This is a genomic window from Yoonia vestfoldensis, from assembly GCF_002158905.1.
Lineage (GTDB): Bacteria > Pseudomonadota > Alphaproteobacteria > Rhodobacterales > Rhodobacteraceae > Yoonia > Yoonia vestfoldensis_B.
Genome location: NZ_CP021431.1, coordinates 1,514,007 through 1,539,067, shown reverse-complemented (window position 1 = coordinate 1,539,067; position 25,061 = coordinate 1,514,007). Strand labels below are relative to the sequence as shown.

Below are 25,061 nucleotides of genomic sequence, written 5' to 3'. Positions count from 1 at the left end.
CGATATGGGCGATATCCTGATCACAGATGACGAACGCGATATCCGGGAATTGATTTCCGATATCCTGCGCGACGAAGGGTTCACCACGCGGCTGGCGGGCACGTCGGATGAATGCATGGCGCAGATCGCGGCAGAGGTGCCGGCGCTGATGATCCTCGACATCTGGCTCAAAGACAGCAGCATGGACGGGATCGATATCCTCAAGACCGTCAAACGCGACCATCCCGATGTGCCGATCGTGATCATCTCGGGGCATGGCAATATCGAGATCGCGGTCGCGGCGATCAAGCAGGGGGCGTATGATTTCATCGAAAAGCCGTTTAATATCGACCAGTTGATGGTCGTTATTCGCCGCGCGATGGAAACCGCGCGCCTGCGCCGCGAAAACAGCGAACTCAAACGTGGCGAGGGTGTCCATGCCGAAATGATCGGTGAAAGTGCGGCTTTTCGGATGTTGAAATCGCAGCTGGACAAGGTGACGAAATCCAATGGCCGCGTGATGCTGACCGGCCCTGCGGGTGCGGGCAAGGAAATCGCCGCGCGCTATATCCATGCCAATTCCGCCCGCGCCAATGCGCCTTTCGTGACCGTCAGTTCCGCCACCATCGCCCCCGACCGCATGGAAGAGGTGCTTTTCGGCCGCGAGGATGCGGGCCGCGGGATCGAACCCGGCCTGCTGGAAGAGGCCAATGGCGGGGTGATCTATTTTGACGAAGTCGCCGATATGCCCTTGGGCACGCAGTCGAAAATCCTGCGGGTTCTGGTGGATCAGCGGTTCCAGCGCGTGGGCGGCACCGATAAGGTGCAGGTCGATCTGCGCGTGATTTCCAGCACCAACCGCGATCTTTCAGCCGCGATCGTGGCAGGCGTGTTCCGGCAGGAATTATATCACCGCCTGAATGTCGTGCCCATCGCGGTCCCGTCGCTGGAAGAACGGCGCGAGGATATCCCCGTGCTGGCGGAACATTTCATCACGCTGTTCAACACGGCCCAAGGGCTGCCTTTGCGCAAATTGGCCGATGATGCGCGCGCGCTGTTGCAGACGATGCATTGGCCGGGCAATGTGCGCCAGTTGAAGAACGTCATGGAACGTGTTCTGATCCTTGGTGAAAGTCGCGGTGACATCTCCGCGCGCGAATTGCCCTCGACCGAGGAAAACACCGACGATTCCGGCCGGATCGTGCTGGCAGGCGGGCTGGCCACGCTGCCCCTGCGCGAGGCGCGCGAATTGTTCGAACGCGAATATCTGCTGACCCAGATCAACCGGTTCGGCGGCAATATCAGCCGCACGGCCTCTTTCGTGGGGATGGAACGCTCGGCGCTGCATCGCAAGCTTAAATCGCTGGGCGTGGTGACCACATCGAAATCGGGCGGCCGTGTCGCCTATATCGACGGTGATCTTGCATGAAAGTCATCATTTGCGGCGCAGGGCAGGTCGGGTGGCAGATCGCGCGCCATCTGTCGGGCGAACAAAACGACGTCACCGTCGTGGATAACAACCCCGAATTGGTGCGCCGTGCCACCGATACGCTGGATGTGCAGGGCGTGACCGGCTTTGCCAGCCATCCCGATGTGCTGGAACGGGCAGGGGCGCGCGATGCCGATATGGTGATCGCCGCCACCTATTCGGACGAGGTCAATATGGTCACCTGTCAGGTCGCCCATTCGGTCTTTGCCGTGCAGCGCAAGATCGCGCGGCTGCGCGCGCAGACCTATCTGGACCCCGCCTACGGCGATCTTTACCGCAAGGACCATCTGCCCATCGATGTGGTGATTTCCCCCGAACGCGAAGTGGCCGAGGCCGCCTTGCAGCGCCTTGCCGCCCCTGCCGCCTTTGATACCGAAAGTTTTCTAGACGGGCGGGCGCAATTGCTGGGGATCACGATTGCCGATGATTGCCCCGTGATCAACACGCCGCTGCGCCAGCTGACGGATCTGTTTTCGACCCTGCGCGCCATTGTCGTGGGCATCCGCCGCGAGGGGCGCTTGTTCGTTCCCTCTGCCGGGGATCAGATCTTCGCGGGCGATGAATGCTATCTGTTCACCCATACCGAGGATTTGAACCGCACGCTGGAAATCTTTGGCAAGACGCAGTCGAAACAGGAACGGATCGTCATTATCGGCGGCGGCAATGTCGGGCTTGGCGTGGCGCTGGCGCTGGAATCGCGTTCTGAACGGGTCCGCGTCAAAGTGGTCGAGAAAGACCGCACCGCCGCCGAACGCGCCGCTGATGCGCTCGACCGGACCATTGTGCTGCATGGCGACGGGCTGGATACCGCGCTGCTGGACGAGGCCGGGATCATGAATGCCGATGCCGTGCTGGTGGTCACAGATGACGATAAAACCAACCTGCTGGCCGCTGTGCGCGCCAAGGAAATGGGCTGTGCCATGGCGATCTGTCTGGTCAATGACCCGACGCTGGTGCCGCTGATGGGGCCGCTGGATATCGACGCCTATATCAACCCGCGCGCCACGACGGTCAGTTCCATCCTGCGCCATATTAGGCATGGCCGGGTGCGCAATGTCTATTCCATCGGCGATGCCGAGGCCGAGGTGATCGAGGCGCAGGTTCTCAGCACCTCGCCCATCGCGGGCCAGAAGATCAAGGATATCGATTTCCCCGAAGGCACGTTGATCGGCGGCATGATGAAGGAAGGCAAGGTGATCCGCCCCACCGCCGAGACCAGGATCGAAGAAGGCGATGTCATCGCCATTTTCGCCATGACCGCCGATGTCCCAGAGGTGGAACGGCTGTTGCAGGTCAGTATCGACTTTTTCTGATGCAGTGGATCATCCGCCTTCCGTTCTTTGTGGTGCTGATGGGGCTGGGCGCCATCGCCATGCTGCTGCCCGCCGCCCATGCCGCCGTGGTCGAGGATTTCACCACGATGCGGGTGTTTTTCTACGGCTTCATCCTGTTTTCGGTGCTGACGCTGCTGATCGGGCTGACCATGTCGGGCTATGCCCCCGCCAATATCGCGCGCAGCCAGCTGATCGGCTTGCTGGCCGCCTTTTCGGTGCTGCCCTTGATGTTCGCGCTGCCCTTCTACGAGGCGGTGGGCAATACCAGCTTTCTGGATGCCTGGTTCGAAATGGTGTCAAGTTTCACCACCACCGGGGCAAGCGTCTATCCGGGCGGGGCTGATCTGACACCCTCGCAGCATCTGTGGCGGTCGATGGTGGGCTGGCTGGGCGGGCTGCTGGTCTGGATCACGGCTGTGTCAATCTTTGCCCCGATGAACCTTGGCGGCTTCGAGGTCCGCGCCACCGCCGCCGTCGGGCGCGGGGCCACCGGCAGTTTCACCCAGATCGGCGCGGTCGCTGACCCGTCTGAACGGCTGGTGCGCTATACGTTGGCGCTGACGCCGGTCTATGCCGGGCTGACCGCGATGCTGTGGATCGGGCTGGTGATCCTGGGCGAGCGGCCCTATATCGCGCTGGCCCATGCGATGGCGGTGCTGTCCACATCGGGGATCACGCCGATTGGCGGGCTGGCTTTCGCGGCCTCGGGCTTTCTTGGCGAATTGCTGATCTTTGCGTTTTTCGTCTTTGCCCTGTCGCGGCTGACCTTTTCGCGCGGGCTGGCAGGGGAACGCCGCCAGCGGCTGTGGCATGATCCCGAATTCAAGACCGCGCTGGTGCTGATCGGGCTGGCGACGGCGGCGCTGTTCTTGCGGCATTTCTTCGGTGCGAGCGAAGGGCAGGCCGATTTCAACCTGCCCGACATGCTCAGCGCGCTTTGGGGGACGCTGTTTTCGGTGACTTCTTTCCTGACGACGACAGGGTTTGAATCGCAATATTGGGGCGCGGCGACAGATTGGTCGCGGCTGTCCACGCCGGGGCTGTTCCTGATCGGGCTGGCGCTGATCGGGGGCGGGGTGGCCACCACCGCCGGCGGGGTGAAACTGCTGCGGATCTATGCGCTGTTCCGGCATCTGGAACGCGAACAGGAACGGTTGCTGTCGCCCTCATCGGTGGGCGGCGGCGGGCGCGATGCGCGGCGCATCCGGCGACAGGGCGCGCATATCTCTTGGGTGTTCTTCATGCTTTTCGCGATCAGCATCGCGGCGGTGATGCTGCTTTTATCGCTGACCGGCGTGGCGTTTGAAACTGCCATGGTCCTGACCGTTGCGGCCCTGTCAACAACCGGCCCGCTGGCCGTGGTTGCCGCCGAAACGCCCATTTTCTATGCCGATCTGCCCGATGCCGCCAAGATGGTGCTGGCCGGGGCCATGGTGCTGGGCCGGCTCGAGACGCTGGCGATCATCGCACTTTTCAACCCCGAGATCTGGCAACGCTAGGCGCGGGGGGCTTTGCATTTTTGGGGCTGGAAACTCTGTGCCCGGCACGACATACTGGCAGCCAGACCGCAAGGCCGGAGCACGGCCATAAAAACAAGAAAAATGACAAAGGATGTCGTCATGGCCGCCGATAAAGCAAACCTGCAAGATGCATTTCTGAACCATGTCCGCAAGACAAAGGTGCCGGTCACGATCTTTCTGGTGAATGGTGTCAAATTGCAGGGTGTGATCACCTGGTTCGACAGCTTCTGCGTCTTGCTGCGCCGCGATGGTCAATCACAGCTGGTCTATAAAAGCGCGATTTCCACGATCATGCCAGCGCAGCCGATCAGCCTTTATGAAGGCGAAGAATAGCTTTGCTCGAACACGACAAGCCCGTCACGCGGGCCTGGGTGCTGCACCCTGAACTGAAATCCGATCACAGCCGCCGCGCCCCGGTGCCGGCGCTGGCCGAAGCGGTGGCGCTAGCCGCGGCCTTGCCCGACCTTGATGTCGTCGGCGCCGAGATCGTGCGCCTGCCAAAATTGCATGCGGGCAAATTATTCGGCAAAGGCAAGATTGCAGAACTCAAGGACAGGCTGACGGCGGCCGATGTGGAACTGGTGCTGGTCGATGGGCCGGTCACGCCCGTGCAACAGCGCAATCTGGAAAAGGATTGGGGGGTCAAACTGCTGGACCGGACCGGGCTGATCCTGGAAATCTTCAGCGACCGTGCGCGCACCTCCGAAGGCGTGTTGCAGGTCGAAATGGCGGCTTTGTCCTATCAACGCACCCGGCTTGTGCGGGCCTGGACCCATCTTGAACGCCAGCGCGGTGGGCTTGGCTTTGTGGGTGGCCCCGGCGAAACCCAGATCGAGGCGGATAGGCGCGCCATCGACGATCAATTGGTGCGTCTGCGCCGCCAGCTGGAAAAGGTGGGTAAAACCCGCGCGCTGCACCGCGCATCCCGCGCCAAAGTGCCGTTCCCGATCGTGGCATTGGTGGGCTATACCAATGCGGGCAAATCCACCTTGTTCAACATGCTGACCGGCGCGGATGTGCTGGCCAAGGATATGCTTTTCGCCACCCTTGACCCCACGATGCGCAAGATCACCCTGCCCACGGGCGACGAGGTGATCATGTCCGATACGGTGGGGTTCATCTCTGATCTGCCGACCGAATTGGTCGCCGCCTTCCGCGCCACATTGGAAGAAGTGCTCGACGCCGATCTGATCCTGCATATCCGCGATATCAGCCATGACCAGACCGAGGAACAGGCGCGCGATGTCATGGCGATCCTGCAAAAACTGGGCGTCGCCGAAAACGCGCCCCTGATCGAGGTCTGGAACAAGGTCGATCTGCTGCAAGGCGAAGCCTATGAAAGCCGCGTCAATCAGGCCGCGCGCACCGAGGATCTTTTCGCGGTCTCGGCGCTAAATGGCGAAGGCATGGCCGCCCTGCTGGCCGCGATCCCTGAAAAGCTCAAAGACCCGCGCGCAGAACAGGTCCTGACCCTGACCTTCGCCGAAGGGCGCAAACGCGCCTGGCTCTTCGAGGCCGGCATCGTCACCGATGACCAGCAGACAGAAGACGGTTACCGGATGACAGTGCTGTGGACCGCGCTGCAACAGGAACGGTTCAACCGCCTGTAACATCATCTTCCGAGCCCAAATATCCCCGCCGGAGGCATAAAAGTTCTATTCCGCGCTCTCCACCGGCACCAATGTCGTGATACCCACAGCCGCCGCACGGGCCAGATCGGGGTCGAGCGACATAGGGATATATTCACCGCGCCGCCATAATTCGCCCAGATTGTCGTAATAGCGCGACAGCGGATGGCCCGATTGGCCGGTGGCGGAAATGAACACCGAACTATCGGGATCGGCGAAATCATAAACGCCGCGATAACCCGCCGCATGCACATTCTGGAACGGCGCAGGGCCGGTGCCACGGGTGCGGCCGCGCATCAGCGTATTATCGCCGCCGCTGGTGGATTGGCGGATATTGACGATCCAGCCCAGGATCGGGGTCGTGCCCAGCACCGGATGATCATGCATCGCCTCATGGGCATTGCCCCAGCGGACAGCCTCGACCGCTTTGCCTTGGGTCTCGGTGATCCAGATCAGCGCCTCGTCCAGCGCTTGGCGCGCGATATCGGCGCAGGTCTCGACCGGGGCGGATTGGATCACGTCGCACCAGATGGATGCGCCGTCGATATCGCGGAAAATCCGTTCCAGAAACACCGGGTCCAGATGGGTGAATTCGGCCGCCAGCGGCCCCAGCTCGTCCCGGATCACCCGCGCCTGAAAGGCCCGTGCCCAAGCGGCATAGATCAAGGGTTCGGGCAGATGTTCGTTCATCTCGCCATTCCAGGCGGCCAGCAATTCCAGCGCGATCTGGCGGCGGCGTTCGGGCGTGCCGTCAGGGGCGGCATCGCCGGTGAACCACAGATCGGCCCCCATGAAGGTCAGCAAGGTGCGCGCGGTGAAACTGACACTATCCAGCTGCGCCTCGATGAAACTGTCGCGGGTATGAACCTCGCGCGCCTGCATCAACCGCCGCCAGCGGATCACGCGCTGGGTGTCGCCCCAGTCAAAGGATACATGGCGCGGAAAGGGCCGGTCGATCATCTTGTTATTGGTATTGCCGACGATCCCGCCTGCGGGGTTCACGAAACGGGGGTTGTCTTCATAGGGGAAAATGCCTTGCCAGCGGTTTTGCGGCAGATAGCCGAAACTGGGATAGCGCCCCTGGCTTTGATGCGCCGCATCGCGGATCGGCATGGCACCGATGGTCTGCATCGCCACGCGGTTGCGGTCGGCCAGCGTGATATTCTGCGCAGGTGCGACATGCAATTGCCCCGCCGCAATCGCCTGATCGACATTGCGCGCGCGCATCAGCGCCATGGCCGCCGACATTGACGTATCCGCTGGCGATAGCGCGGTCCAGCCGATGGCGGTGACATGGCCGGGGGGGGTGATCGTGCCCAGATCGAATTGATCCCCCGGCATCACCGGCCCGTTCTGGGTCCAGCGCAGGCGGATCGTGACGGCGGGCGCATCTTTGACGGTGATGATCGCATCGCGGGTCCGGAAATTTTCCCAGCCATCAAGCCCGCGATATTCGGCGGGATTGGCGGGGTTCACCTCTTCGAGAAACACATCCTGATCATCGACATTGGCCGTGGTCAGCCCCCAGCCCAGATTGGCGCTGCGCCCTGTCAGCACCACCGGTACACCGGGGATTGTGCCACCGATCACGCCGCCATCCGCAAGGTCAAGCCGCGCCAGAAACCAGATACTGGGTGCGGTCAGCCCCAGATGCGGGTCATTGGCCAGCAGGGTCGATCCCGTCGCAGACCGCGTCGCATTGGCGGCCCAGGCGTTCGACGCCCCCGCAAAAGCCCGCTGCGGCACCGGCATCAGCGGATCATGGGCCATGCGCGTGCCGGGCTGGTTCGGCGCGACACCGGGCACCAATGCGGCGAAGGACGGCAGGGCCGCCACACCGCTGCCCGGATCATCGGGCAGGATATCGCGCAGCCGGTCCTGGTTGATCACCAGCGAGACCCTTGCGCGCAAAACCTCGTTTTCCAGGCTTGATGTCAATTGCAGCGCCATCAATTTCAAGATTGCGATGGAATCGGCGGGCTGCCAGGGGGCAATGGGATGGTTGAACAGCCACATTTCCGGCGCGCCCCGGCCCAGGGCGCCCGTGTTCACCTCGTCCAGCCAGGCGTTCACACCTGCTGCATAGGCATTCAGTGCTGCCAGCGTGCGCGCATCCTGCGCCGCGACTGACGCGGTGGCCGCCGTATAAAGATCATAGCGCCGCAGCACGCTATCAATGCCCAGCGTGCGGCTGCCGTAAAGTTCCGATAGCCGCCCCTGCACCGTGCGGCGCAGCATGGTCATCTGCCACAGCCGGTCCTGCGCATGGGCATAGCCAAGGCCAAAGAACACGTCGTCATCGCTTGCCCCGAAAATATGCGGCACATTGGCATTGTCGCGCACGATCTCGACCGGGGCGGCGATGCCTGCGACCGCGGTCGTGGCGTTATAATCGGGCAGGGACCTTGTGGCGAAATACCAGGCCAGCACGGCCAGGCCGACCCCCAGCACGATCATGGCCGTGGTCAGACGGACAGCCCAGCGAAACAACGTGAACATGCAATACCCTATTCATTTCCCCCGCCTTTCTATCAAGGCGGGGGCCAAGAACAAGTCAGCGTTCGGGGATCAGCCCGCGTGGGCTGAACCGCAGCACGATCAGCATCAGCAGCCCCATGGTCAACAGGCGCATATGGGCGGCCGCGTCGATCATCCGTGTCTGCAAGGCGCTGCCATCTTCCAGCCCGCTGGACAGAAGTTGCATCAAGGCAAGCCCCATCGGTTCCACCTGCACCCAAAGCCACCAGATCAGGATACCGCCCAGCACCGCGCCGAAATTATTGCCCGAACCGCCGACGATCACCATCACCCAGACCAGAAAGGTAAAGCGCAAAGGCTGATAGCTGCCGGGCGTCAGCTGCCCGTCCAGCGTGGTCATCATCGCCCCCGCGATCCCGCAGATCGCGGATCCGAGGATGAAGATCTGCAAATGCCGTGCGGTGACATCCTTGCCCATCGCCCGGGCGGCGGTTTCATTGTCGCGGATCGCGCGCATCATGCGGCCCCAAGGGCTTTTCAGCGCCATCTGTGCCATCCAGAGCAGGATCAGCAGCACCACGACAAACAGCCCCGAATAGGCCAGTTTGGTATAGATCCCCGAGGCGGTCACCGGATCAAGCCCCAGCCCCACGGCGCGTTCGACAAAGCCCGGGTCTTGCTGCAATTCGATCTCAAAGGGGACGGGCCGGTCAAGACCGATCACGTTTTTCACACCGCGCGACAGCCAATCTTCGTTTTTCAGCACGGCGATGATGATTTCCGCGATGCCCAGCGTGGCAATGGCCAGATAATCCGACCGCAGCCCCAATGCGGTCTTGCCGATGATCCATGCGGCCCCCGCAGCCAGCAGACCGCCCACAGGCCAGGACAGCAGCACCGGCAGGTTCAGCCCCCCGATATTGCCGCTGACCGATGGGTTGATCGCCTCGATCGCATCAACGCCCGGATCAAACACAGCGCGGTAAACAAAGAAACCGACCACCAGAATGGCCAGCGTCGTCAGGTTGCGCACGCGGCCCGGCGCCATCCGGCTTTGCGCCAGGATCGCCCCGATCACCGTGGCCGCCCCCAGCAAAAGCCCGATCACGATATTCAGGCCACCCGCGGCCCAAGCACCCGTCGTTGGCGGGGTCGAGATCAGCACGGCAGCCAGACCCCCAAGGGCCACGAACCCCATCACCCCGATGTTGAACAGCCCGGCAAAGCCCCATTGCAGGTTGACCCCCAGCGCCATGATCGCGGAAATCAGCCCCATATTGAGGATCAGCAAGGCCGAATTCCAGCCCTGCACAAGGCCGGTCCCGATCATCAGGATGGCGACGAAACCGAACAGCAGCGGGGAGCGAATAGCGGGGTTCATACGGATTTCCCTTTGAACAGGCCGGTCGGCTTGAACAGCAAGACCACGATCAGGATCGCAAAGCTGACGGCAAATTTATAATCGGTGGACATCAGCTGCAACAGACCCTCTGGGGCCATATCCTCGGGCAGCAGATAGGCCACGACGCGCCGCCAGGCATAGGTCACGGTGACCTCGCTAAAGGCGATGACAAAGCCCCCGGCAATGGCGCCCAAAGGGCTGCCCAGCCCGCCGACGATGGCGGCGGCAAAGATCGGCAGCAACAGCTGGAAATAGGTGAATGCCTTGAAGGATTTGTCCAATCCGTAAAGCACGCCCGCCGTGGTGGCCAAGGCCGCGACGATCATCCATGTCACCTTGACCACCCAATCGGGATTGATGCCGAACAACAGCGCCAGATCCTCGTTATCGGAAAAGGCGCGCATGGATTTGCCGGTGCGGGTCTTGTTGAGGAACCAGAACAACAGCGCCATGGCGAACAGGGCCACGACAACGGTGATCACCTGCGTGGTGCGGATCGCCAGCCCCTCGGCCAGGCCAGTGGCTTCGCGGAACCCGCGCGCGGTGACGACGAAACGCTCGCCATCGGCGAAATTGATATCGCCAACCCCGATGATGAAACGCACGACCCCGTTCATGACGAACATCACGCCCATCGAGACGATGACAAGGATCACAGGCGCGGCTTTCTTGCTGCGGTAGAATTTATAGACCGCCCAATCGGTGCCCAGCAGCAAAAGGCACGTGACCGCGATCCCCAGCGGCAAGGCGATCAGCGCGGTGGGCAGCGGGCCAAAAGTGATACCGGCGGCGATCAGCGCATTGGTCCCGATGATCGTGATCGCAGTGCCAAAGGCCATCGTGTCGCCATGTGCAAAATTGGAAAACCGCAAGATCCCATAGATCAGCGTGACCCCCAGCGCCCCCAGCGCCAGCTGCGCGCCATAGGCCAGCCCCGGCACGATCACGAAATTGGCCAGCACGACCAAAGCATTGATGACATCCATAGCCTATCCCCCCAAAAAGCTGCGGCGGACTTCGGGATCGGCCAGCAATTGTTTGCCGGTGCCGGTATGGGCGTTGCGGCCCTGGACCAGCACATAGGCTTTGTCTGCGATTTCAAGCGCTTGGCGCGCGTTCTGTTCCACCATCAGGATCGGGATACCGGTGCGGGCAACCTCGATGATACGGTCGAAAAGTTCATCCATCACGATCGGGCTGACGCCTGCGGTGGGTTCGTCCAGCATCAGCACCTTGGGCTTGGTCATCAGCGCGCGGCCCACGGCGACCTGCTGGCGCTGGCCACCCGATAATTCGCCCGCCGCCTGATGGCGCTTTTCCTTCAGGATCGGGAACAGCTCATAGACCTGCGCCATCGTATCGCTGAAATCATCGCGCCGGATAAAAGCGCCCATTTCGAGGTTTTCCTCGACCGTCATCGAGGTGAAGATGTTCGAGGTCTGCGGCACAAAACCCATGCCTTTGACCACGCGCTGTTGCGGGGTCAGATGGGTGATGTCTTCACCATCCAGCCGCACCGCACCGCTATTGACGTTCAACATGCCGAACACGGCTTTCATCGCGGTGGATTTGCCTGCGCCATTGGGGCCGACGATCACGGCGATTTCGCCCTTTTCGACGGCAATGGTGCAGCCGTGCAGAATATCGGGGCCTTTGCCATAACCGCCGGTCATGGTGTCGCCAATCAGGAAAGGTTCGGTCACTTTGTTACGATCTCCGCCAGAGGGGGCATCCAGATATTCATGACGCAGCTACCTTGTCTTTATTTTTCAGGCCGGTGCCCAGATAGGCCTCGATCACCTGTTCATTGGCCTTGATTTCGGCCAGCGTGCCCTCGGCCAAAACACGGCCTTCGGCCATGCAGATGACCGGATCGCACAGCCGTCCGATGAAATCCATGTCATGTTCGATCACGACGAAAGTGTAATTGCGTTCCTTGTTCAGCCGGATGATCGCATCGCCAATCGTGTTCAAAAGGGTGCGGTTCACACCGGCGCCAACCTCGTCCAGAAAGACGATCTTGGCATCCACCATCATGGTGCGGCCCAGTTCCAGCAGCTTTTTCTGCCCGCCCGACAGGTTGCCCGCGCGTTCGTCTTTCAGATGTTCGATGGTCAGAAATTCGATGACCTCATCGGCCTTGGCGCGCAGGGCGCGTTCTTCATCGGCGATCCGCTTGCGGCCGAACCAGGCGTTCCACAGCGTTTCGCCCGATTGGCCGGCAGGGACCATCATCAGGTTTTCGCGCACCGTCATAGATGAAAATTCATGCGCGATCTGAAAGGTGCGCAGCAGGCCCTTGTGAAACAATTCATGCGGCGGCAGGCCGGTAATATCCTCGCCCAGCATGGTCACGCGGCCAGATGTAGGTTGAAGAACGCCCGCGATCACATTGAATAGCGTGGTTTTTCCGGCACCATTCGGCCCGATCAGGCCGGTGATCGACCCTTGTTCGATGCGCAAGGATGCGCCATCGACAGCGCGAAAACCACCAAAGGTTTTCACCAGATTTTCAACGACGATCATTTTAGCTCCCCGCGCGCGGGCGTTATCGCCCGTCTTGCTTTGAAAAAACGGCGCGGGGACTGGCCCCGCGCCGTCAAGGTCATGATCCGGTCAGATCAACGGAACCCGATGGTGGAATAGACCCCATCCACGAATTCGATTTCCTGATAATTGCCAGCGGATTCGCCGGGTCCGATCAATTCGACGGCGGATGCGCCTTCGTAATTGACGTCCTGACCAGCGGCGATCAGTTCCAGCGCCTTGGCCAGTTCACCCGGATAGATCACTTCGCCCGGTGCATTGGCGACGTCAAAGACATGGTCCTTGAAATCGGCCGAATTGCTGGACCCGGCCTTGGCCATCGCCAGCATGATCAGCGCTGCCGCATCATAGGATTCGGGGGCAAACGCACTGGTGCCATCGAAACCCGCGCCTTCGGCCATGGTGACAAAGAGCGCAGCACCCGGGCTGTCAGTGCCGGGATAGGCGCCGAAAGTGCCGTTCAATTCCGCGCCGAAACGGTCATTCAGCACCGAGCCGACCATGCCATCGGGCAGGTAGAACGTATCAAACGCGCCAGTGTCGAGCGCGGCACGGATCACGCCGGACCCGCCTTGGTCGACATAACCGGCGACAACCAGCACTTCACCGCCAGCAGCGGCCAATGCACCGACTTCGGCGGAATAATCGGCCTTGCCGTCTTCATGCGCCGCCGAGATGGTCACGGTGCCGCCAGCAGCCTCGAATTCGGCCTGGAACGCATCGGCCAGACCTTTGCCGTAATCGTTGTTGGTATAGGTCACGGCGACAGTATCAAAACCACGGTCCTGCAGGATATTGGTGATGATCACGCCCTGACGCGCATCAGACGGTGCTGTGCGGAAGAACAGGCCGTCATCCTCGGCGGTGGACAGGCCGGGCGATGTGGCAGAAGGCGAGATCATCACGATCCCATTGGGCCGTGCGACGTTTTGCAAGATCGCGCCGGTGACGCCGGAACAATCGGCCCCCATGATCGCGGTCACACCGTCAGAGGTGACCACACGTTCGGCCGCGGCGGTTGCGGCGCTGGCGTCGATACAGGTGCTGTCCGCGCGCACGGATGTCACGGTTGCGCCATCCAGCAGCAGGCCGGATTCAGTGACTTCGGCCATGGCAAGTTCGGCACCGGCGGCCATGGCTGGCGTGATCGATTCCAGCGGGCCGGTGAAGCCCAGAACGATACCGATCTTGACGTCCTGCGCAAAAGCGCCGCCAGCGATCAATGTCATGGCAGTGGTGGCCATCATCAATTTTTTCATTGTCGTCTCCCTTAATCGGACTTTTTATCCTAGCGCGCAGATTAGCAGGCCGTTTCCAAAAGGAAAGCCGGAACGCAAAGGCAATTGGCCTTAAGACGTGGATGATCGGGGGAAATTGGCCCGTGCCGCAAAAGCAGGCACAAGGCCCGGCTCATGGGCTTTGCAAGGTCACGGCGACCGCGTCCCAGCGCCGTGCCGCCAGATCCTCGGTGCTGATCCAGAACCGGATCACCCCGCTGTCGCCCCAGCCCCAGTCAAGCAGCGGGTCGGCCTGCAATTGCAGCAGCATATGGTCATGTTCATGCGCGCCGATGCTGTCTGATCCGTCCGCCGGGCGGCCAAACATCTGGTGCCACTGGCCCCGTGCGGGCAGGCGGTGGTGGGCGTCCAGTTCGGTTTTGACGGCTGCGGGCAGCAGGTCATAGATCGCCGGCTCCGCGCGGGCCAGCGTCAACAGCGTCGCCCTGCGCGCCGCGCGCAATCGCGTGATCTGGCCGCGCGAATAGCGGTAGAAAAGCGCGAAACCGGGCTGGCGATGCGGCCTTGTGCTGATCTGGCCGAACAAAGCTTCCAGCAATGCCACATCATCCGGGGCCATCGGCGTGAAAGGCGCGTGCTGCGCAACCCAGTGCACCGCCGCCTGCACATAGCGCCGGAAGGCGGGTTCATTCTGGATCAGAAAATCCAGTTCGGGGGCATATCTGTCGCCGTGATCGGCGACACGGGTGCGGGCCTCTGCGATGGTGCGGGGGATGTCCTTTTCGGCCAGCACCAGCGAGCGGACCACCCGTTGCGCGCTATCCCAAAGCCAGGGGATATCAACATCCGGCACGCCGCCTTTGTCATCGGCAAAGGCCAGCGCCATGGCGGCCGCGCTGTCATGGGCGGGCAGCGGATGAAACCCGACCGGCCAGCGCGCAAGCACCGGCGCGGCGGCGGTTTGGGCGGGGTGATCGGGGGTCATCTGCCGCTTTGGCGGGATATACAGCACTTTATGCGCCAGATCGCCGCCGGGCATTGGGCTGGCAAAGAAACACAGGCTGCCCTGGCGCGGCAGCGCGGGCGGCAGCTGATGGGCGGGCAGATCGTCCAGCGCGATCTGTGCCAGATGCTGGAGCGGCTGATCCTGCGCCCCGCGCGGCCATGGCGCGCCGCCCAATTGCGGCAGCCCGCCCAGCCAGCTGCGCCCGGCGCGGGTGATGTCGATGCCCTGGCGCGGCTGGCGGATCACGGCGATCGGCGGGGCCATGCGAAACAGGGCTTTCTTGCGCTGGCGCGCGTCGATCACCGCCGCCAGCCGCGCCAGATCGGCCTGGCCCAGCACGGGCAGCTTGGCCCGCGGCGCCAGCGCGTTGATCTGCGCGGCAAAGGCCACCCCGCTGGTCAGATCATGCGCTGCGGCGGTGTCCAGATAGGCGTGATCGGGGGCAGGCGGCAGCACCGGTTCGCGCGGGGCAGGTGGTGGCGGGGCGGGCAGGGCAGGCGGGCGGCACAGATACCAGGCCGCGATGCCCGCAATGCCCAACCCGCCCAGCAAAAAGCCGATATGCCCCAGCCCGCCGCCATAGACCGCCACGCCGGTGCTGGTCAGCCCCGCAACCCGAAGCGGCAGCTGCTGCGCAAGGCCTTGTGCCATCCGCCGCGATCCTTTCAGACTGACAGACGCGCCGCATGGCTGCCGCGTTCGCGGTAGGGGGTCGTGTCATAATGCGACCGGTAGCATTTGGAAAAATGCGACGGTGACGCAAAACCGCAGGCCAGCGCCACATTGATCACCGTCATATCGGTCTGCATCAACAGGTTGCGCGCTTTTTGCAGGCGCAATTCCATGTAATAGCGTTTCGGGCTGCGTGACAGGTAGCGGCGGAACAGACGTTCCAGCTGGCGCGTGGACATGCCGACATCGCGGGCCAGCAGCGCCGGGCTGATCGGTTCCTCGATATTGCCTTCCATCAGCTGGATCACGCGGGACAATTTGGGATGGCGCACGCCGATCCGGGTCGGGATCGACAGGCGCTGCGTGTCCTGATCGGTGCGGATCGAGGAATAGATCAGGATATCGGCGACCGCATTGGCCAATTCCTCGCCGTGATGATCCGCGATCAGTTTCAGCATCAGGTCGATAGAGGCGGTGCCGCCCGCCGTGGTGATCCGGTTGCCATCCACCACAAAGACCGATTTGGTCAGCGTGACCTCTTCGAATTCCTCGATGAAACTATCCTGATTTTCCCAATGGATCGTCGCGCGTTTGCCGTCCAGCAGCCCGGCCTTGGCCATCGTATACCCCGCCGTGCAAAGCCCGCCCACGGTGGCCCCGCGCCGTGCCTCGCGGCGCAGCCAGTTCAACACGCGTTTGGTGGTGGCTTTTTGCACATTGATCCCGCCGCACAGCATGATCGTATCGTCGCGGTCCAGCTCGACCAGATCCGATTCCAGCTTGAAGGCGCAGCCGTTCGAACAAGAGGCCACATCGCCGCCATCGCCGATAATCACCCAATCATAAAGCTTTTTGCCCGCCGTGCGGTTCGCGATGCGCAGGCTTTCGACCGCGCAGGCAAAGCATAGCATGGTGAATTGGTCCATCAGCACGAAGACGAAGCGACGGGGTTTGCCGGTCGGTCCGACGTCGATGATTTGCGGCGCTTGGCTCATGGGCTGTTACTCTGGCTCAGGTGTCGGCGGACATCATCAGTTTTCGACATCCGCGACAAGGGGCAAATGGCAATTTTGAAAGGACGGCGCAGTTTCGGATTGGCCTTGACGGCGGTGCAGGCTATACCGCGCAACGGTACCGCAGATGATGGAGCAAGACCATGACCGACTGGCAGAAAACGGATTGGCGCAAAAAGCCACGGGTCCAGATGCCCGCTTATACCGACCCCGCCGCACTCGCGGCTGTCGAGGCGCGTCTTGCCAGCTATCCGCCGCTGGTCTTTGCAGGCGAGGCCCGCAAATTGACCAAGCAGCTGGCCGCCGTCAGCCGTGGCGAGGCGTTTTTGCTGCAAGGCGGCGATTGCGCCGAAAGCTTTGCGGAATTTTCCGCCAATGGTATCCGCGACACGTTCAAAGTGCTGTTGCAGATGGCGATGGTGCTGACCTATGGCGCCAAAGTGCCGGTGGTCAAGGTTGGCCGCATGGCAGGCCAGATGGCCAAGCCGCGCTCGGCCCCGACCGAAACCTTTGACGGTGTGGAACTGCCCAGCTATCGCGGCGATATCATCAACGGCTTTGATTTCACGCCAGAGGCGCGCAATCCCGACCCCGACCGCATGTTGCAGGCCTATTTACAGGCCGCCGCCACGCTGAACCTGCTGCGCGCCTTTTCCACCGGTGGTTTCGCCAATGTCCACGAGGTTCACAAATGGACCCTTGGCTTTACCGATGCCAATGAGGTCAAGAAATATTCCGATATGGCCAGCCGGATCAGCGATACGCTGGATTTCATGCAGGCCGCCGGGCTAAGCACCGACACCAACCACGAATTGCAGACCGTGGATTTCTATACCAGCCACGAAGCCTTGTTGCTGGAATATGAAGAGGCGTTGTGCCGCCTTGATTCCACATCCGGCAAGATGCTGGCCGGCTCTGGCCACATGATCTGGATCGGGGATCGCACCCGCCAGCCAGACGGCGCGCATGTTGAATTTTGTAAAGGCGTGATGAACCCGATCGGGTTGAAATGCGGCCCCAGCATGACATCCGGCCATCTGAAGGCGCTGATGGCTTCGCTGAACCCCGGCAATGAACCCGGCCGGCTGACGCTGATCGCGCGCTTTGGTGCGGGGCAGGTGGGCGATCATCTGCCACGGCTGGTGCGCGCGGTGCAGGAAGAGGGCGCCAATGTCGTGTGGACCTGTGATGCGATGCACGGCAATACGATCAAATCCTCGACCGGCTATAAGACCCGGCCCTTTGAATCGGTCCTGCGCGAGGTCAAGGAATTCTTTGGCGTCCATAATGCCGAAGGCACGATCCCGGGGGGCGTGCATTTCGAAATGACCGGCGCGGATGTGACCGAATGCACCGGCGGCGTGCGCGCGGTCACGGATGAGGATCTGTCGGACCGTTATCACACCGCCTGCGATCCGCGGCTGAACGCGTCGCAATCGCTGGAACTGGCGTTTCTGGTGGCCGAGGAATTATCCGCACGCCGCAACAAGCTGGCACAGGCCAAGGCCAGCTGATCAGCTGTTATCGACGACCAATCGCAAGGCCGGGCGTTCTGCGTCCGGCCTTTGGCTTGGGCCCGCCCCTGATGCTGTGACAGGGGCCGAAACCGGCGCTGTCACCGGGACCGGATCTGGCAGCTTTTGGCTGCTGGCCAAGGTGATTGCCAGCCGCTCGATCCGCAGCGCCCGGCCCGGGGCCAGATCAAAACGGCGCGGCCTGTCATCATTATCGCCATCGCTGACCAGCGCGCCCAGGATGCGGCTTGTCTGGTCTTTTTCATCGCGCAAGGGCAGCAACAGGATCGTGGCGGACAGGGCAGGGCGGAACCTTTGCGCGGGCGAAATCAGGCTGGCCGCGACGATGGCGGGCTGGGCAAAGGCGGTTTCCACCAGATCGCGCAGCTGGTCGCGGCTGTCGGGCGCGAAAAGCACGCTGATCGGCATGCCGCGCGCATCCATGCATAACAGGTTGTGGATCTTCTGCCCGGCCACGCGCATCCGCGCCACGCCGGGGGCGACCCGTTGCAGGATGAACGCATAGGGCAGCGCCGCGTCGATCCCATGCGGCGCGATATCGTTGCGCGCGGGGATATGGCGCGCATGGCGCAAAGATTGCCAATAGGTTTCAAGATTGCGCAGAACAGGATGACCAGCCCCGGGCAGGCCGTGGTGACCATGACCGGAACTGTCGTGATGAATGGACATGGACACCTCGACCTTGTTAACAAATGCCCGGCAAAAGGGCGGATACTCGTGACATAGGGCCACCCTAGACCAAGTTACCGATGGATTCACTTAACAAAGTGTTAACGGGTTAATGTGCCGTGACAGCAGACTTGCCCCAAGCGGTGGTTTTCCCGTAAGGGGACAGGGCCAACAAGAGGTGCCGCAATGATCCGTTCCATGACCGCCTTTGCCAGCCGAACCGGCGATCTGGGGCCGGTCAGCTGGGTCTGGGACATGCGCGGGGTCAATGCGCGCGGGCTGGATCTGCGGCTGCGGCTGCCCGATGGGCTGGATCGGTTGGAACGGGCCATCCGGGCCGCGATCAGCCCGATGATCGCGCGCGGATCAATCAATGTGGCGCTGCGCCTGACGCGGGATGAAACTGCAAACACGCTGGCGGTGAATGAAACCCAGCTGGCCTTTGTGCTCAAGGCGCTGGATATCGTGCAGGAACGCGCCTTTGCGATGGGGGTCACGCTGGCGCAGCCCACCGCCGCCGATGTGCTGGCGCAACGCGGCGTGCTGGGGGCGGCCGTGGCGGGCGATGACAGCGCCGATCTGGTGGCGGCGCTGACGCAGGATTTCAGCGCGCTTTTGGCGGATTTCCTGCAGATGCGCGCCGCCGAAGGTGCTGCGCTGCATCCTGTCATTGCCGCGCAGCTGGCACAGATCGCCGATCTGACCGATCTGGCCGGAGCGGCCGCCGCAGACCGCGCACCCCAGCAACGCGCGGCACTGGTCGCAGCCTTGGCAAAGGTGACCGACAGTGTACCCGAAACCGACCCCGCGCGGATCACCCAGGAACTGGCGCTGATCGCGGTCAAATCCGACGTGACCGAGGAAATCGACCGTCTGCGCGCCCATGTCGCCGCCGCCCAGGCGCTGCTGGCGCAAGACCAGCCCGCCGGGCGCAAGCTGGATTTTCTGGCGCAGGAATTCAATCGCGAAGCCAATACATTATGCGCCAAGGCGCAATCAGCGCCTTTGACGGCGATCGGCCTTGATCTCAAGGCGGTGATCGACCAGATGCGCGAACAGATCCAGAATGTGGAGTAAACCATGCAGCGCCGCGGCCTTTTGATCATCCTCTCCTCGCCTTCGGGTGCGGGCAAATCGACGCTTGCGGGGCGCTTGCGCCAGTGGGACGACAGCCTGCGCTTTTCGGTATCCGCCACCACGCGGCCCCCGCGCGAAGGCGAACTGGACGGGCGCGATTATTGCTTTGTCAGCAAGGATGATTTCCAGGCCCAGGTTGCGGCGGGTGACATGCTGGAACATGCGCTAGTCTTTGGCAATTATTACGGCTCTCCCAAGGCACCGGTGCAGGCGGCGATTGAAGCCGGCCGCGATGTCTTGTTCGATATCGATTGGCAGGGCGCGCAGCAGATCAGCAATTCCAGCCTGAGCCCGCATGTGCTGTCGATCTTCATCCTGCCACCCTCGATCCCCGAATTGCACCGCCGTCTGGTCACACGCGGCCAGGACAGCGCCGAGGTGATCGAAAAGCGGATGCAGAAAAGCTGGGATGAAATCAGCCATTGGGACGGCTATGATTATGTGCTGGTGAATGCCGATATCGACGCGACGGAAAATGCGCTGAAAACCATCATCAGCGCCGAACGGCTGCGCCGCAGCCAGCAACCGCAGCTGGTGGATCATGTCCGCAGCCTGCAAGCCCAATTCGGAGAATTGACATGAGCCTTTATGCGCTTGGCGATCTGGAACCCGTGATCGCAGATGATGCCTGGATTGCGCCCGGTTGCCATATCATCGGGCGGGTCACGCTGGCGGCGGGGGCATCGATCTGGTTCGGCAGCACGCTGCGCGGCGATAATGAGATGATCACGGTCGGCGCAGGCAGCAATATTCAGGAAAACTGCGTCCTGCATACCGATATGGGCCATCCTTTGGTGATCGGCGCGGGCTGTACCATTGGCCATAAGGCGATGCTGCATGGCTGCACCATTGGCGCCAACAGCCTGATCGGCATGGGGGCCGTTGTGTTGAACGGCGCGGTGATCGGGGACAATTGCCTGATCGGGGCAGGGGCGCTGGTGACCGAAGGCAAGGTGATCCCCGACGGATCATTGGTCATGGGCGCACCGGGCAAGGTGGTGCGCAGCCTGGATGCGGCGGCTATTGCGCGGCTGCAAGCCTCGGCGCTGCAATATCAGCAAAACGCGGCACGGTTCCGGCAGGATCTGCGCGCGTTTTAGGGGCTGGCAGGCGGCAGCACCAACAGATCGAAATTCAGATCGGGGGCGGCGTTGCGGATATCATTGCGGATGATCTGTGCATCGGGCAAATCATCGGCGATCACCCGGTAAAGGCCCTGATAGCGCGCCGCCTGCAAGCGTTGCGCCACATCCACCGCATCAAACCCGTCACAGACCAAGGGCGACAGCACCAGCGCGGGCGCATAGCGGCGCAGCGTGAAAGGCGTCAGCTGGGCGATCCCCAGATAGGCGCAACCCGCCGGTATCCCGCGCAATCGCCCACTTGCCTGCCATTGATCCAGATCCCCGACAACCAGAATATCTATGCCCTGCAGGCAGGCCGCATCTGCGCCATTCATCATCAACACCATTACCCTGAGGACGCCGCAAAACCTTGGGCCCTCTCAACCATCTAACGTATTTGATACAAACCTAGCATATCGTGACCCGGCCTGTCGCGCAGATTGCACCGGCAAGATTTGTTCTTGCCTGTGTGGTATCAAGATCGCACTACAGCAGTCAAACAGATGAAAGGGCCCGTCTTGACCGAAACCATCCCGGCGCTGATCGCCGCCATCCCGATGCCCGTGCTGGTGATTGGCCAGGATGAACGCATTCGTGCCACCAACCCCGCGCTGGATGCTATTCTGGGCCGCGACCTGACCGGCAAACACCATATCACCGCGCTGCGCCAGCCCGGCGTGATCGATGCGATCGCGCGGGTCAGGGCTGTGGGGGGGCGGTCTCGGTGCGGTTCGTGGCGCGCGAACGGGACAAGGACACGCCGTTTCTGGTGCATATCGTTGCGGCGGGGCGCGATATCGTGCTGTCTTTTGCCGATCAAAGCGCGGCCGAGGATGTCGGCAAGATGCGGCGCGATTTCGTGGCCAATGTCAGCCATGAATTGCGCACGCCGTTGACTGCCTTGCTGGGGTTCATCGAAACGCTGGGCGGGGCGGCGCGTGATGACGCGGCGGCGCGCGCAAGGTTTCTGGGGATCATGGCGCATGAGGCCGAACGCATGACGCGGCTGGTCGATGACCTGCTCTCGCTCAGTCGCGTGGAAGAGGATGAACGCGTCCGCCCGCGCGAATTGGTCGATCTTTGCGGCTTGCTGGCCTCGGTCATCAAGGGGCTGGAACCGCAGGCCGCCGCCGCCGATGTCACGGTCCGGCTGGATCTGGCACAAGAGATGCTACGCGTGCCGGGCGATGCGGGGCAATTGACGCAGGTCTTTGCCAATCTGATCGAGAATGGCATCAAATACGGCGGCAGCGGCAAGGTGCTGATCGTCGCGCTGCATGAACCAACCAATCATCTGCGGCTGCGCGGGCAGGGGGTGCAGATCAGCGTCACCGACAAGGGCGACGGTATTGCCGCGCATCATATCGCGCGGCTGACCGAAAGATTCTACCGTGTCGATACGCACCGCTCGCGCGAGGTGGGGGGCACCGGGCTGGGCCTTGCCATCGTCAAACATATCATCAACCGGCACCGGGGCCATCTGCTGATCGAAAGCGAGCTGGGACAGGGCACGCGGGTCTCGGTGTTTTTGCCGGTGGAAATGGTGTCATAAAACATTTACACAATTGACACAAAAGCGAGCAATCCGCCGTGCGAGCGATGGAATCTTTCCCCACAGGAGTCCGCGATGAATGACCATATCTCCTCTGCCTATGACCGTGATCTCGAAGAAATCACGACGCTGATCGTCAAGATGGGCGGGCTGGTCGAGGATGCGATCATGAATGCGGCCCGGTCGCTGGGCGAACGCGATGTCGAATTGGCTGAGGTGGTGCGCAAGGCCGATAAGGTGATCGATGCGCTGGAAGAACAGATCAACGAAGAGGCCGCGCGCACCATCGCGCTGCGTGCGCCCGTATCCAAGGATCTGCGCGCCATCCTGACCGTGCTGCGGCTGGCTGCTTCGCTGGAACGGATCGGCGATTACGCCAAGAATATCGCCAAACGCACCAGCGTGCTGGTCGAAATGCCACCCGTCAGCGGATCGGACGCCGCTTTGCGCCGCATGGCGCGCGAGGTCGAAGGCATGTTGAAAGACACGCTCGACGCCTATGTGCGCGGCGATGTGGCGCTGGCCGAAGAAGTGCGCCAGCGCGATCAGGAAGTCGACCAGATGTATAATGCGCTGTTTCGCGAATTCCTGACCTTCATGATGGAAGACCCGCGCAATATCACGGCCTGCATGCATCTGCATTTCATGGCCAAGAATATCGAACGGATGGGCGATCTGACCACCAATATGGCCGAGCAGGTGATCTATCTGGTCACCGGCGTCATGCCCGAAGAGGCGCGACCCAAAGGCGACCGCACATCCTATGTCTCGGAGGCGTGACAGGGCGGCGGATGGCGCGGCCCTGTCCGGGCATCAATAAGGCGCATAATAAGTATTATGTTAACTTAGCCATCATCCTGCGACCGCTTTGGCAGCCGTTCCAGCGCCAGATGCGGCCCATGCGCGGCCATAAAGCGCCAGTTACCGGGTGATGCGGCGGCGAATTTGTGAATGGCAGCAATCATTTCGCGGCCATTATTGCTGTGGATACGATATCCGTTGAACATCAACCGACCGCCTTTGCGCAATTTGCGCGTCGCGCGGTCCATCAGCCGCATGACGCGGCCTGCGGGTTTGGTGCCGGCGATCATCACGACATCCAGCGAGCGATCCTCGATCAGTTTCAAGGCCGAGGCTGCCGTGGACCGCACAATCCGCAAACGGCCTGATTTCAGCGCATCAGCATAGATGGCGATGGTCTGGAAAAACGCATGATCCAGCGCCAGACGGCCGGGATCGGCGATGATGTGATCGCTGACCAATTGGGTCTCGCGAAACCCCCAGGGGTCAACCACGATCAATGTCGCCACCTCGTCGCGGGCCAGAATGGCATCGATCAAGACGCGGTCCCTGCCCCCGATCAACAGCCAGTTCCGGCATTTCGGCGTGCTGGCCTGCGCCAGAAACCGGCGGGTTGCGGGGGCTTGGGGGCGCGCGGCGCTGATGGCATCCGCAATGCCCTGGATCAGCGCCTTGGGCAGATCGGCCTGGGGGCCAGGGATCGCGCCAGCCTGGGCGATATGTTTGAAAACCGCGGGATCTGTCGATGTCTCCAGCGCGTCCATGGCGGCAAACCAGGGCCATTTGCGCACCAGACGCCGCTTGCGCATTTCGCGGTATCTGCTGATCCGGAAATCCGACAGAACCTTGGCGGCGTCAAAGGTAGAGATGTCATAGGCCTGATCAAGATCGGTCAGCACATTGTCTTTGAGCAGATGCCTGCGCTCGCCCATATAATCGCCGTATTTCGTGACAAAGGCGGTGAATTGCGGCCGATCCCGCAGATCGGCGATGCGGTCCTGGTGAAAGGCGACGGATTGCTGGTGCAGCTGGAGCAGGACAGCATCCGATTTCAACCGCGCCAACACCGCCGCCAGAATGCCGCTTCGCTGCGCAAGGTTATGATTTTCAACATCATTCCAGCAATGCAAGCGCCAGTAGATTTCACCGCTGCTTTCCATTTTGCCATGAAAAGAGGTCGTGTTCACATCGCCGCGCAGTCGTTTCATCATATAGGATTCCATGCTGCGCACCGCATAATGGTTCATCCGCGCCAGCGCGTCGCCATAGCCCTGACCGGTGCCCAGAAAGGCCCAGCCCTGCTGTTCGAAACCTGTCAGCCGCGCGCCATTGCCGTCCACCCAATAGCTTTGTCGCGCATGTCTTGGCAGGATGCTTTTGGGCCGATGGGTCGAAATCAGGCGGTAATGGCCATTGTTGCGAAACAGCGTCTTGATCGCGCGCGATTGCATCGGATGGATCTGCTGGGGCGCGGCGCAGCGGGTGAATTGCGCTGTCACCGGCTGATCGCGGAACTGGATCACGCCGTTATGGCCGAATAATTGCCAGATGAAGGTAAAGACACTCGCCTCCGGACAGGCCGCAAAAAGCGCGTCCAATGTGTGATCGCCGCATTTGATATCCAGAAATTCATCCGCATCGCAGACCAGCACCCATGTGGCCTCGGCGAATTTGGGATGGGCCATGGCGCGGTGATAGGCGCTGGCCTGCGGCCCTTGATCCCAAGGCCCCGGATTGTCGATATGGGTCACCAATCCGATGGCTTGCAAGCGTTGCAGGATCCGCTCGGTGCCATCTGAACAATCATTGCTGGCGATGATGAAATGATCAAAGCCCAACGCCAGATAATGCGCCACCCATTCAAGGATGAACGGGCCTTCGTCCTTCATGGTGGAAACGATCAGACGCAAGCGGCACCCATGGCTGGCGATGTCATG

Annotated in this window: 21 protein-coding genes and 1 pseudogene; 11 read left to right on the top strand and 11 right to left on the bottom strand. The window is 61.7% G+C overall.

Annotated features, from left to right (window positions below):
* Nucleotides 1-4: 4 nt before the first annotated feature.
* The 5 genes from LOKVESSMR4R_RS07570 (at nt 5) to hflX (ending at nt 5,932) form a co-directional block, all read left to right on the top strand.
* Complete coding sequence (locus tag LOKVESSMR4R_RS07570; protein WP_087207167.1) at nt 5-1,408, top strand: sigma-54-dependent transcriptional regulator; 1,404 nt, start codon at nt 5-7, stop codon at nt 1,406-1,408.
* Nucleotides 1,405-2,781, top strand: a complete 1,377-nt coding sequence (trkA, locus tag LOKVESSMR4R_RS07565; RefSeq protein WP_087207165.1) for a Trk system potassium transporter TrkA — start codon at nt 1,405-1,407, stop codon at nt 2,779-2,781. Before LOKVESSMR4R_RS07570 ends, trkA begins: the two co-directional genes overlap by 4 nt.
* Nucleotides 2,781-4,301, top strand: coding sequence for a TrkH family potassium uptake protein (locus tag LOKVESSMR4R_RS07560; RefSeq protein ID WP_087207163.1), 1,521 nt, complete (start codon nt 2,781-2,783; stop codon nt 4,299-4,301). The genes trkA and LOKVESSMR4R_RS07560 overlap by 1 nt, the downstream gene beginning before the upstream one ends.
* 120 nt (nt 4,302-4,421) lie before the next feature.
* Complete coding sequence (gene hfq / locus LOKVESSMR4R_RS07555; RefSeq protein WP_007204924.1) at nt 4,422-4,655, top strand: RNA chaperone Hfq; 234 nt, start codon at nt 4,422-4,424, stop codon at nt 4,653-4,655.
* 2 nt (nt 4,656-4,657) lie between these two features.
* Nucleotides 4,658-5,932, top strand: a complete 1,275-nt coding sequence (gene hflX, locus LOKVESSMR4R_RS07550) for a GTPase HflX (protein WP_087207160.1) — start codon at nt 4,658-4,660, stop codon at nt 5,930-5,932.
* A 45-nt stretch (nt 5,933-5,977) separates the two neighbouring features.
* On the opposite strand, the gene LOKVESSMR4R_RS07545 is transcribed toward hflX, so the two are convergent.
* From LOKVESSMR4R_RS07545 to LOKVESSMR4R_RS07510, 8 genes are all read right to left on the bottom strand, one after another.
* The gene (locus tag LOKVESSMR4R_RS07545; RefSeq protein WP_087207158.1) at nt 5,978-8,449 is read right to left on the bottom strand and encodes a penicillin acylase family protein; all 2,472 of its coding nucleotides are present in this window, start codon (nt 8,447-8,449) and stop codon (nt 5,978-5,980) included.
* 55 nt (nt 8,450-8,504) lie between these two features.
* A complete protein-coding gene (locus tag LOKVESSMR4R_RS07540) occupies nt 8,505-9,809 on the bottom strand; it encodes a branched-chain amino acid ABC transporter permease (protein ID WP_087207156.1) in 1,305 nt (434 codons plus the stop codon).
* Entirely contained in the window at nt 9,806-10,816 is a 1,011-nt protein-coding gene (locus tag LOKVESSMR4R_RS07535) for a branched-chain amino acid ABC transporter permease (protein ID WP_087207154.1), read from the bottom strand. Before LOKVESSMR4R_RS07535 ends, LOKVESSMR4R_RS07540 begins: the two co-directional genes overlap by 4 nt.
* Nucleotides 10,817-10,819: 3 nt before the next feature.
* The gene (locus LOKVESSMR4R_RS07530) at nt 10,820-11,533 is read right to left on the bottom strand and encodes an ABC transporter ATP-binding protein (protein WP_087207153.1); all 714 of its coding nucleotides are present in this window, start codon (nt 11,531-11,533) and stop codon (nt 10,820-10,822) included.
* 37 nt (nt 11,534-11,570) lie between these two features.
* Entirely contained in the window at nt 11,571-12,356 is a 786-nt protein-coding gene (locus LOKVESSMR4R_RS07525; RefSeq protein ID WP_087207151.1) for an ABC transporter ATP-binding protein, read from the bottom strand.
* A gap of 95 nt (nt 12,357-12,451) precedes the next feature.
* A complete protein-coding gene (locus LOKVESSMR4R_RS07520; protein WP_087207150.1) occupies nt 12,452-13,636 on the bottom strand; it encodes an ABC transporter substrate-binding protein in 1,185 nt (394 codons plus the stop codon).
* A gap of 151 nt (nt 13,637-13,787) precedes the next feature.
* Nucleotides 13,788-15,272 carry a DUF1963 domain-containing protein gene (locus LOKVESSMR4R_RS07515; RefSeq protein ID WP_087207148.1) on the bottom strand — a complete coding sequence of 495 codons (1,485 nt, stop codon included), beginning with the start codon at nt 15,270-15,272 and terminating at the stop codon, nt 13,788-13,790.
* A gap of 14 nt (nt 15,273-15,286) precedes the next feature.
* Nucleotides 15,287-16,288, bottom strand: a complete 1,002-nt coding sequence (locus LOKVESSMR4R_RS07510; protein WP_087207146.1) for a GlxA family transcriptional regulator — start codon at nt 16,286-16,288, stop codon at nt 15,287-15,289.
* 161 nt (nt 16,289-16,449) lie between these two features.
* Here LOKVESSMR4R_RS07510 and LOKVESSMR4R_RS07505 point away from each other — a divergent pair, with 161 nt between their 5' ends.
* Nucleotides 16,450-17,820, top strand: a complete 1,371-nt coding sequence (locus LOKVESSMR4R_RS07505) for a class II 3-deoxy-7-phosphoheptulonate synthase (RefSeq protein ID WP_087207144.1) — start codon at nt 16,450-16,452, stop codon at nt 17,818-17,820.
* Here the strand turns inward: LOKVESSMR4R_RS07505 and LOKVESSMR4R_RS07500 are convergent, their stop codons facing one another.
* Complete coding sequence (locus LOKVESSMR4R_RS07500; protein ID WP_087207142.1) at nt 17,821-18,510, bottom strand: PAS domain-containing protein; 690 nt, start codon at nt 18,508-18,510, stop codon at nt 17,821-17,823.
* 186 nt (nt 18,511-18,696) lie between these two features.
* Here LOKVESSMR4R_RS07500 and LOKVESSMR4R_RS07495 point away from each other — a divergent pair, with 186 nt between their 5' ends.
* From LOKVESSMR4R_RS07495 to LOKVESSMR4R_RS07485, 3 genes are read left to right on the top strand one after another with little or no spacing between them, the layout of a single operon-like run.
* Complete coding sequence (locus LOKVESSMR4R_RS07495; RefSeq protein WP_087207140.1) at nt 18,697-19,587, top strand: YicC/YloC family endoribonuclease; 891 nt, start codon at nt 18,697-18,699, stop codon at nt 19,585-19,587.
* A gap of 3 nt (nt 19,588-19,590) precedes the next feature.
* Complete coding sequence (gmk, locus tag LOKVESSMR4R_RS07490; RefSeq protein WP_087207138.1) at nt 19,591-20,229, top strand: guanylate kinase; 639 nt, start codon at nt 19,591-19,593, stop codon at nt 20,227-20,229.
* On the top strand, nt 20,226-20,747 hold the full coding sequence (locus LOKVESSMR4R_RS07485) for a gamma carbonic anhydrase family protein (protein WP_087207136.1): 522 nt from the start codon (nt 20,226-20,228) through the stop codon (nt 20,745-20,747). Before gmk ends, LOKVESSMR4R_RS07485 begins: the two co-directional genes overlap by 4 nt.
* Here the strand turns inward: LOKVESSMR4R_RS07485 and LOKVESSMR4R_RS07480 are convergent.
* Nucleotides 20,744-21,109 (bottom strand): hypothetical protein, encoded by a 366-nt coding sequence (locus tag LOKVESSMR4R_RS07480; protein WP_237331931.1) that lies wholly within the window; start codon nt 21,107-21,109, stop codon nt 20,744-20,746. The two genes, LOKVESSMR4R_RS07485 and LOKVESSMR4R_RS07480, sit on opposite strands and share 4 nt — an antisense overlap.
* A 165-nt stretch (nt 21,110-21,274) precedes the next feature.
* Here LOKVESSMR4R_RS07480 and LOKVESSMR4R_RS07475 point away from each other — a divergent pair.
* Both LOKVESSMR4R_RS07475 and phoU read left to right on the top strand, forming a co-directional pair.
* Nucleotides 21,275-22,323 (top strand): annotated as a pseudogene (locus tag LOKVESSMR4R_RS07475) (ATP-binding protein).
* A gap of 75 nt (nt 22,324-22,398) precedes the next feature.
* On the top strand, nt 22,399-23,103 hold the full coding sequence (gene phoU / locus LOKVESSMR4R_RS07470; protein ID WP_087207134.1) for a phosphate signaling complex protein PhoU: 705 nt from the start codon (nt 22,399-22,401) through the stop codon (nt 23,101-23,103).
* A gap of 65 nt (nt 23,104-23,168) precedes the next feature.
* On the opposite strand, the gene LOKVESSMR4R_RS07465 is transcribed toward phoU, so the two are convergent.
* Nucleotides 23,169-25,034 (bottom strand): glycosyltransferase family 2 protein, encoded by a 1,866-nt coding sequence (locus LOKVESSMR4R_RS07465; RefSeq protein ID WP_157898154.1) that lies wholly within the window; start codon nt 25,032-25,034, stop codon nt 23,169-23,171.
* Nucleotides 25,035-25,061: the final 27 nt, after the last annotated feature.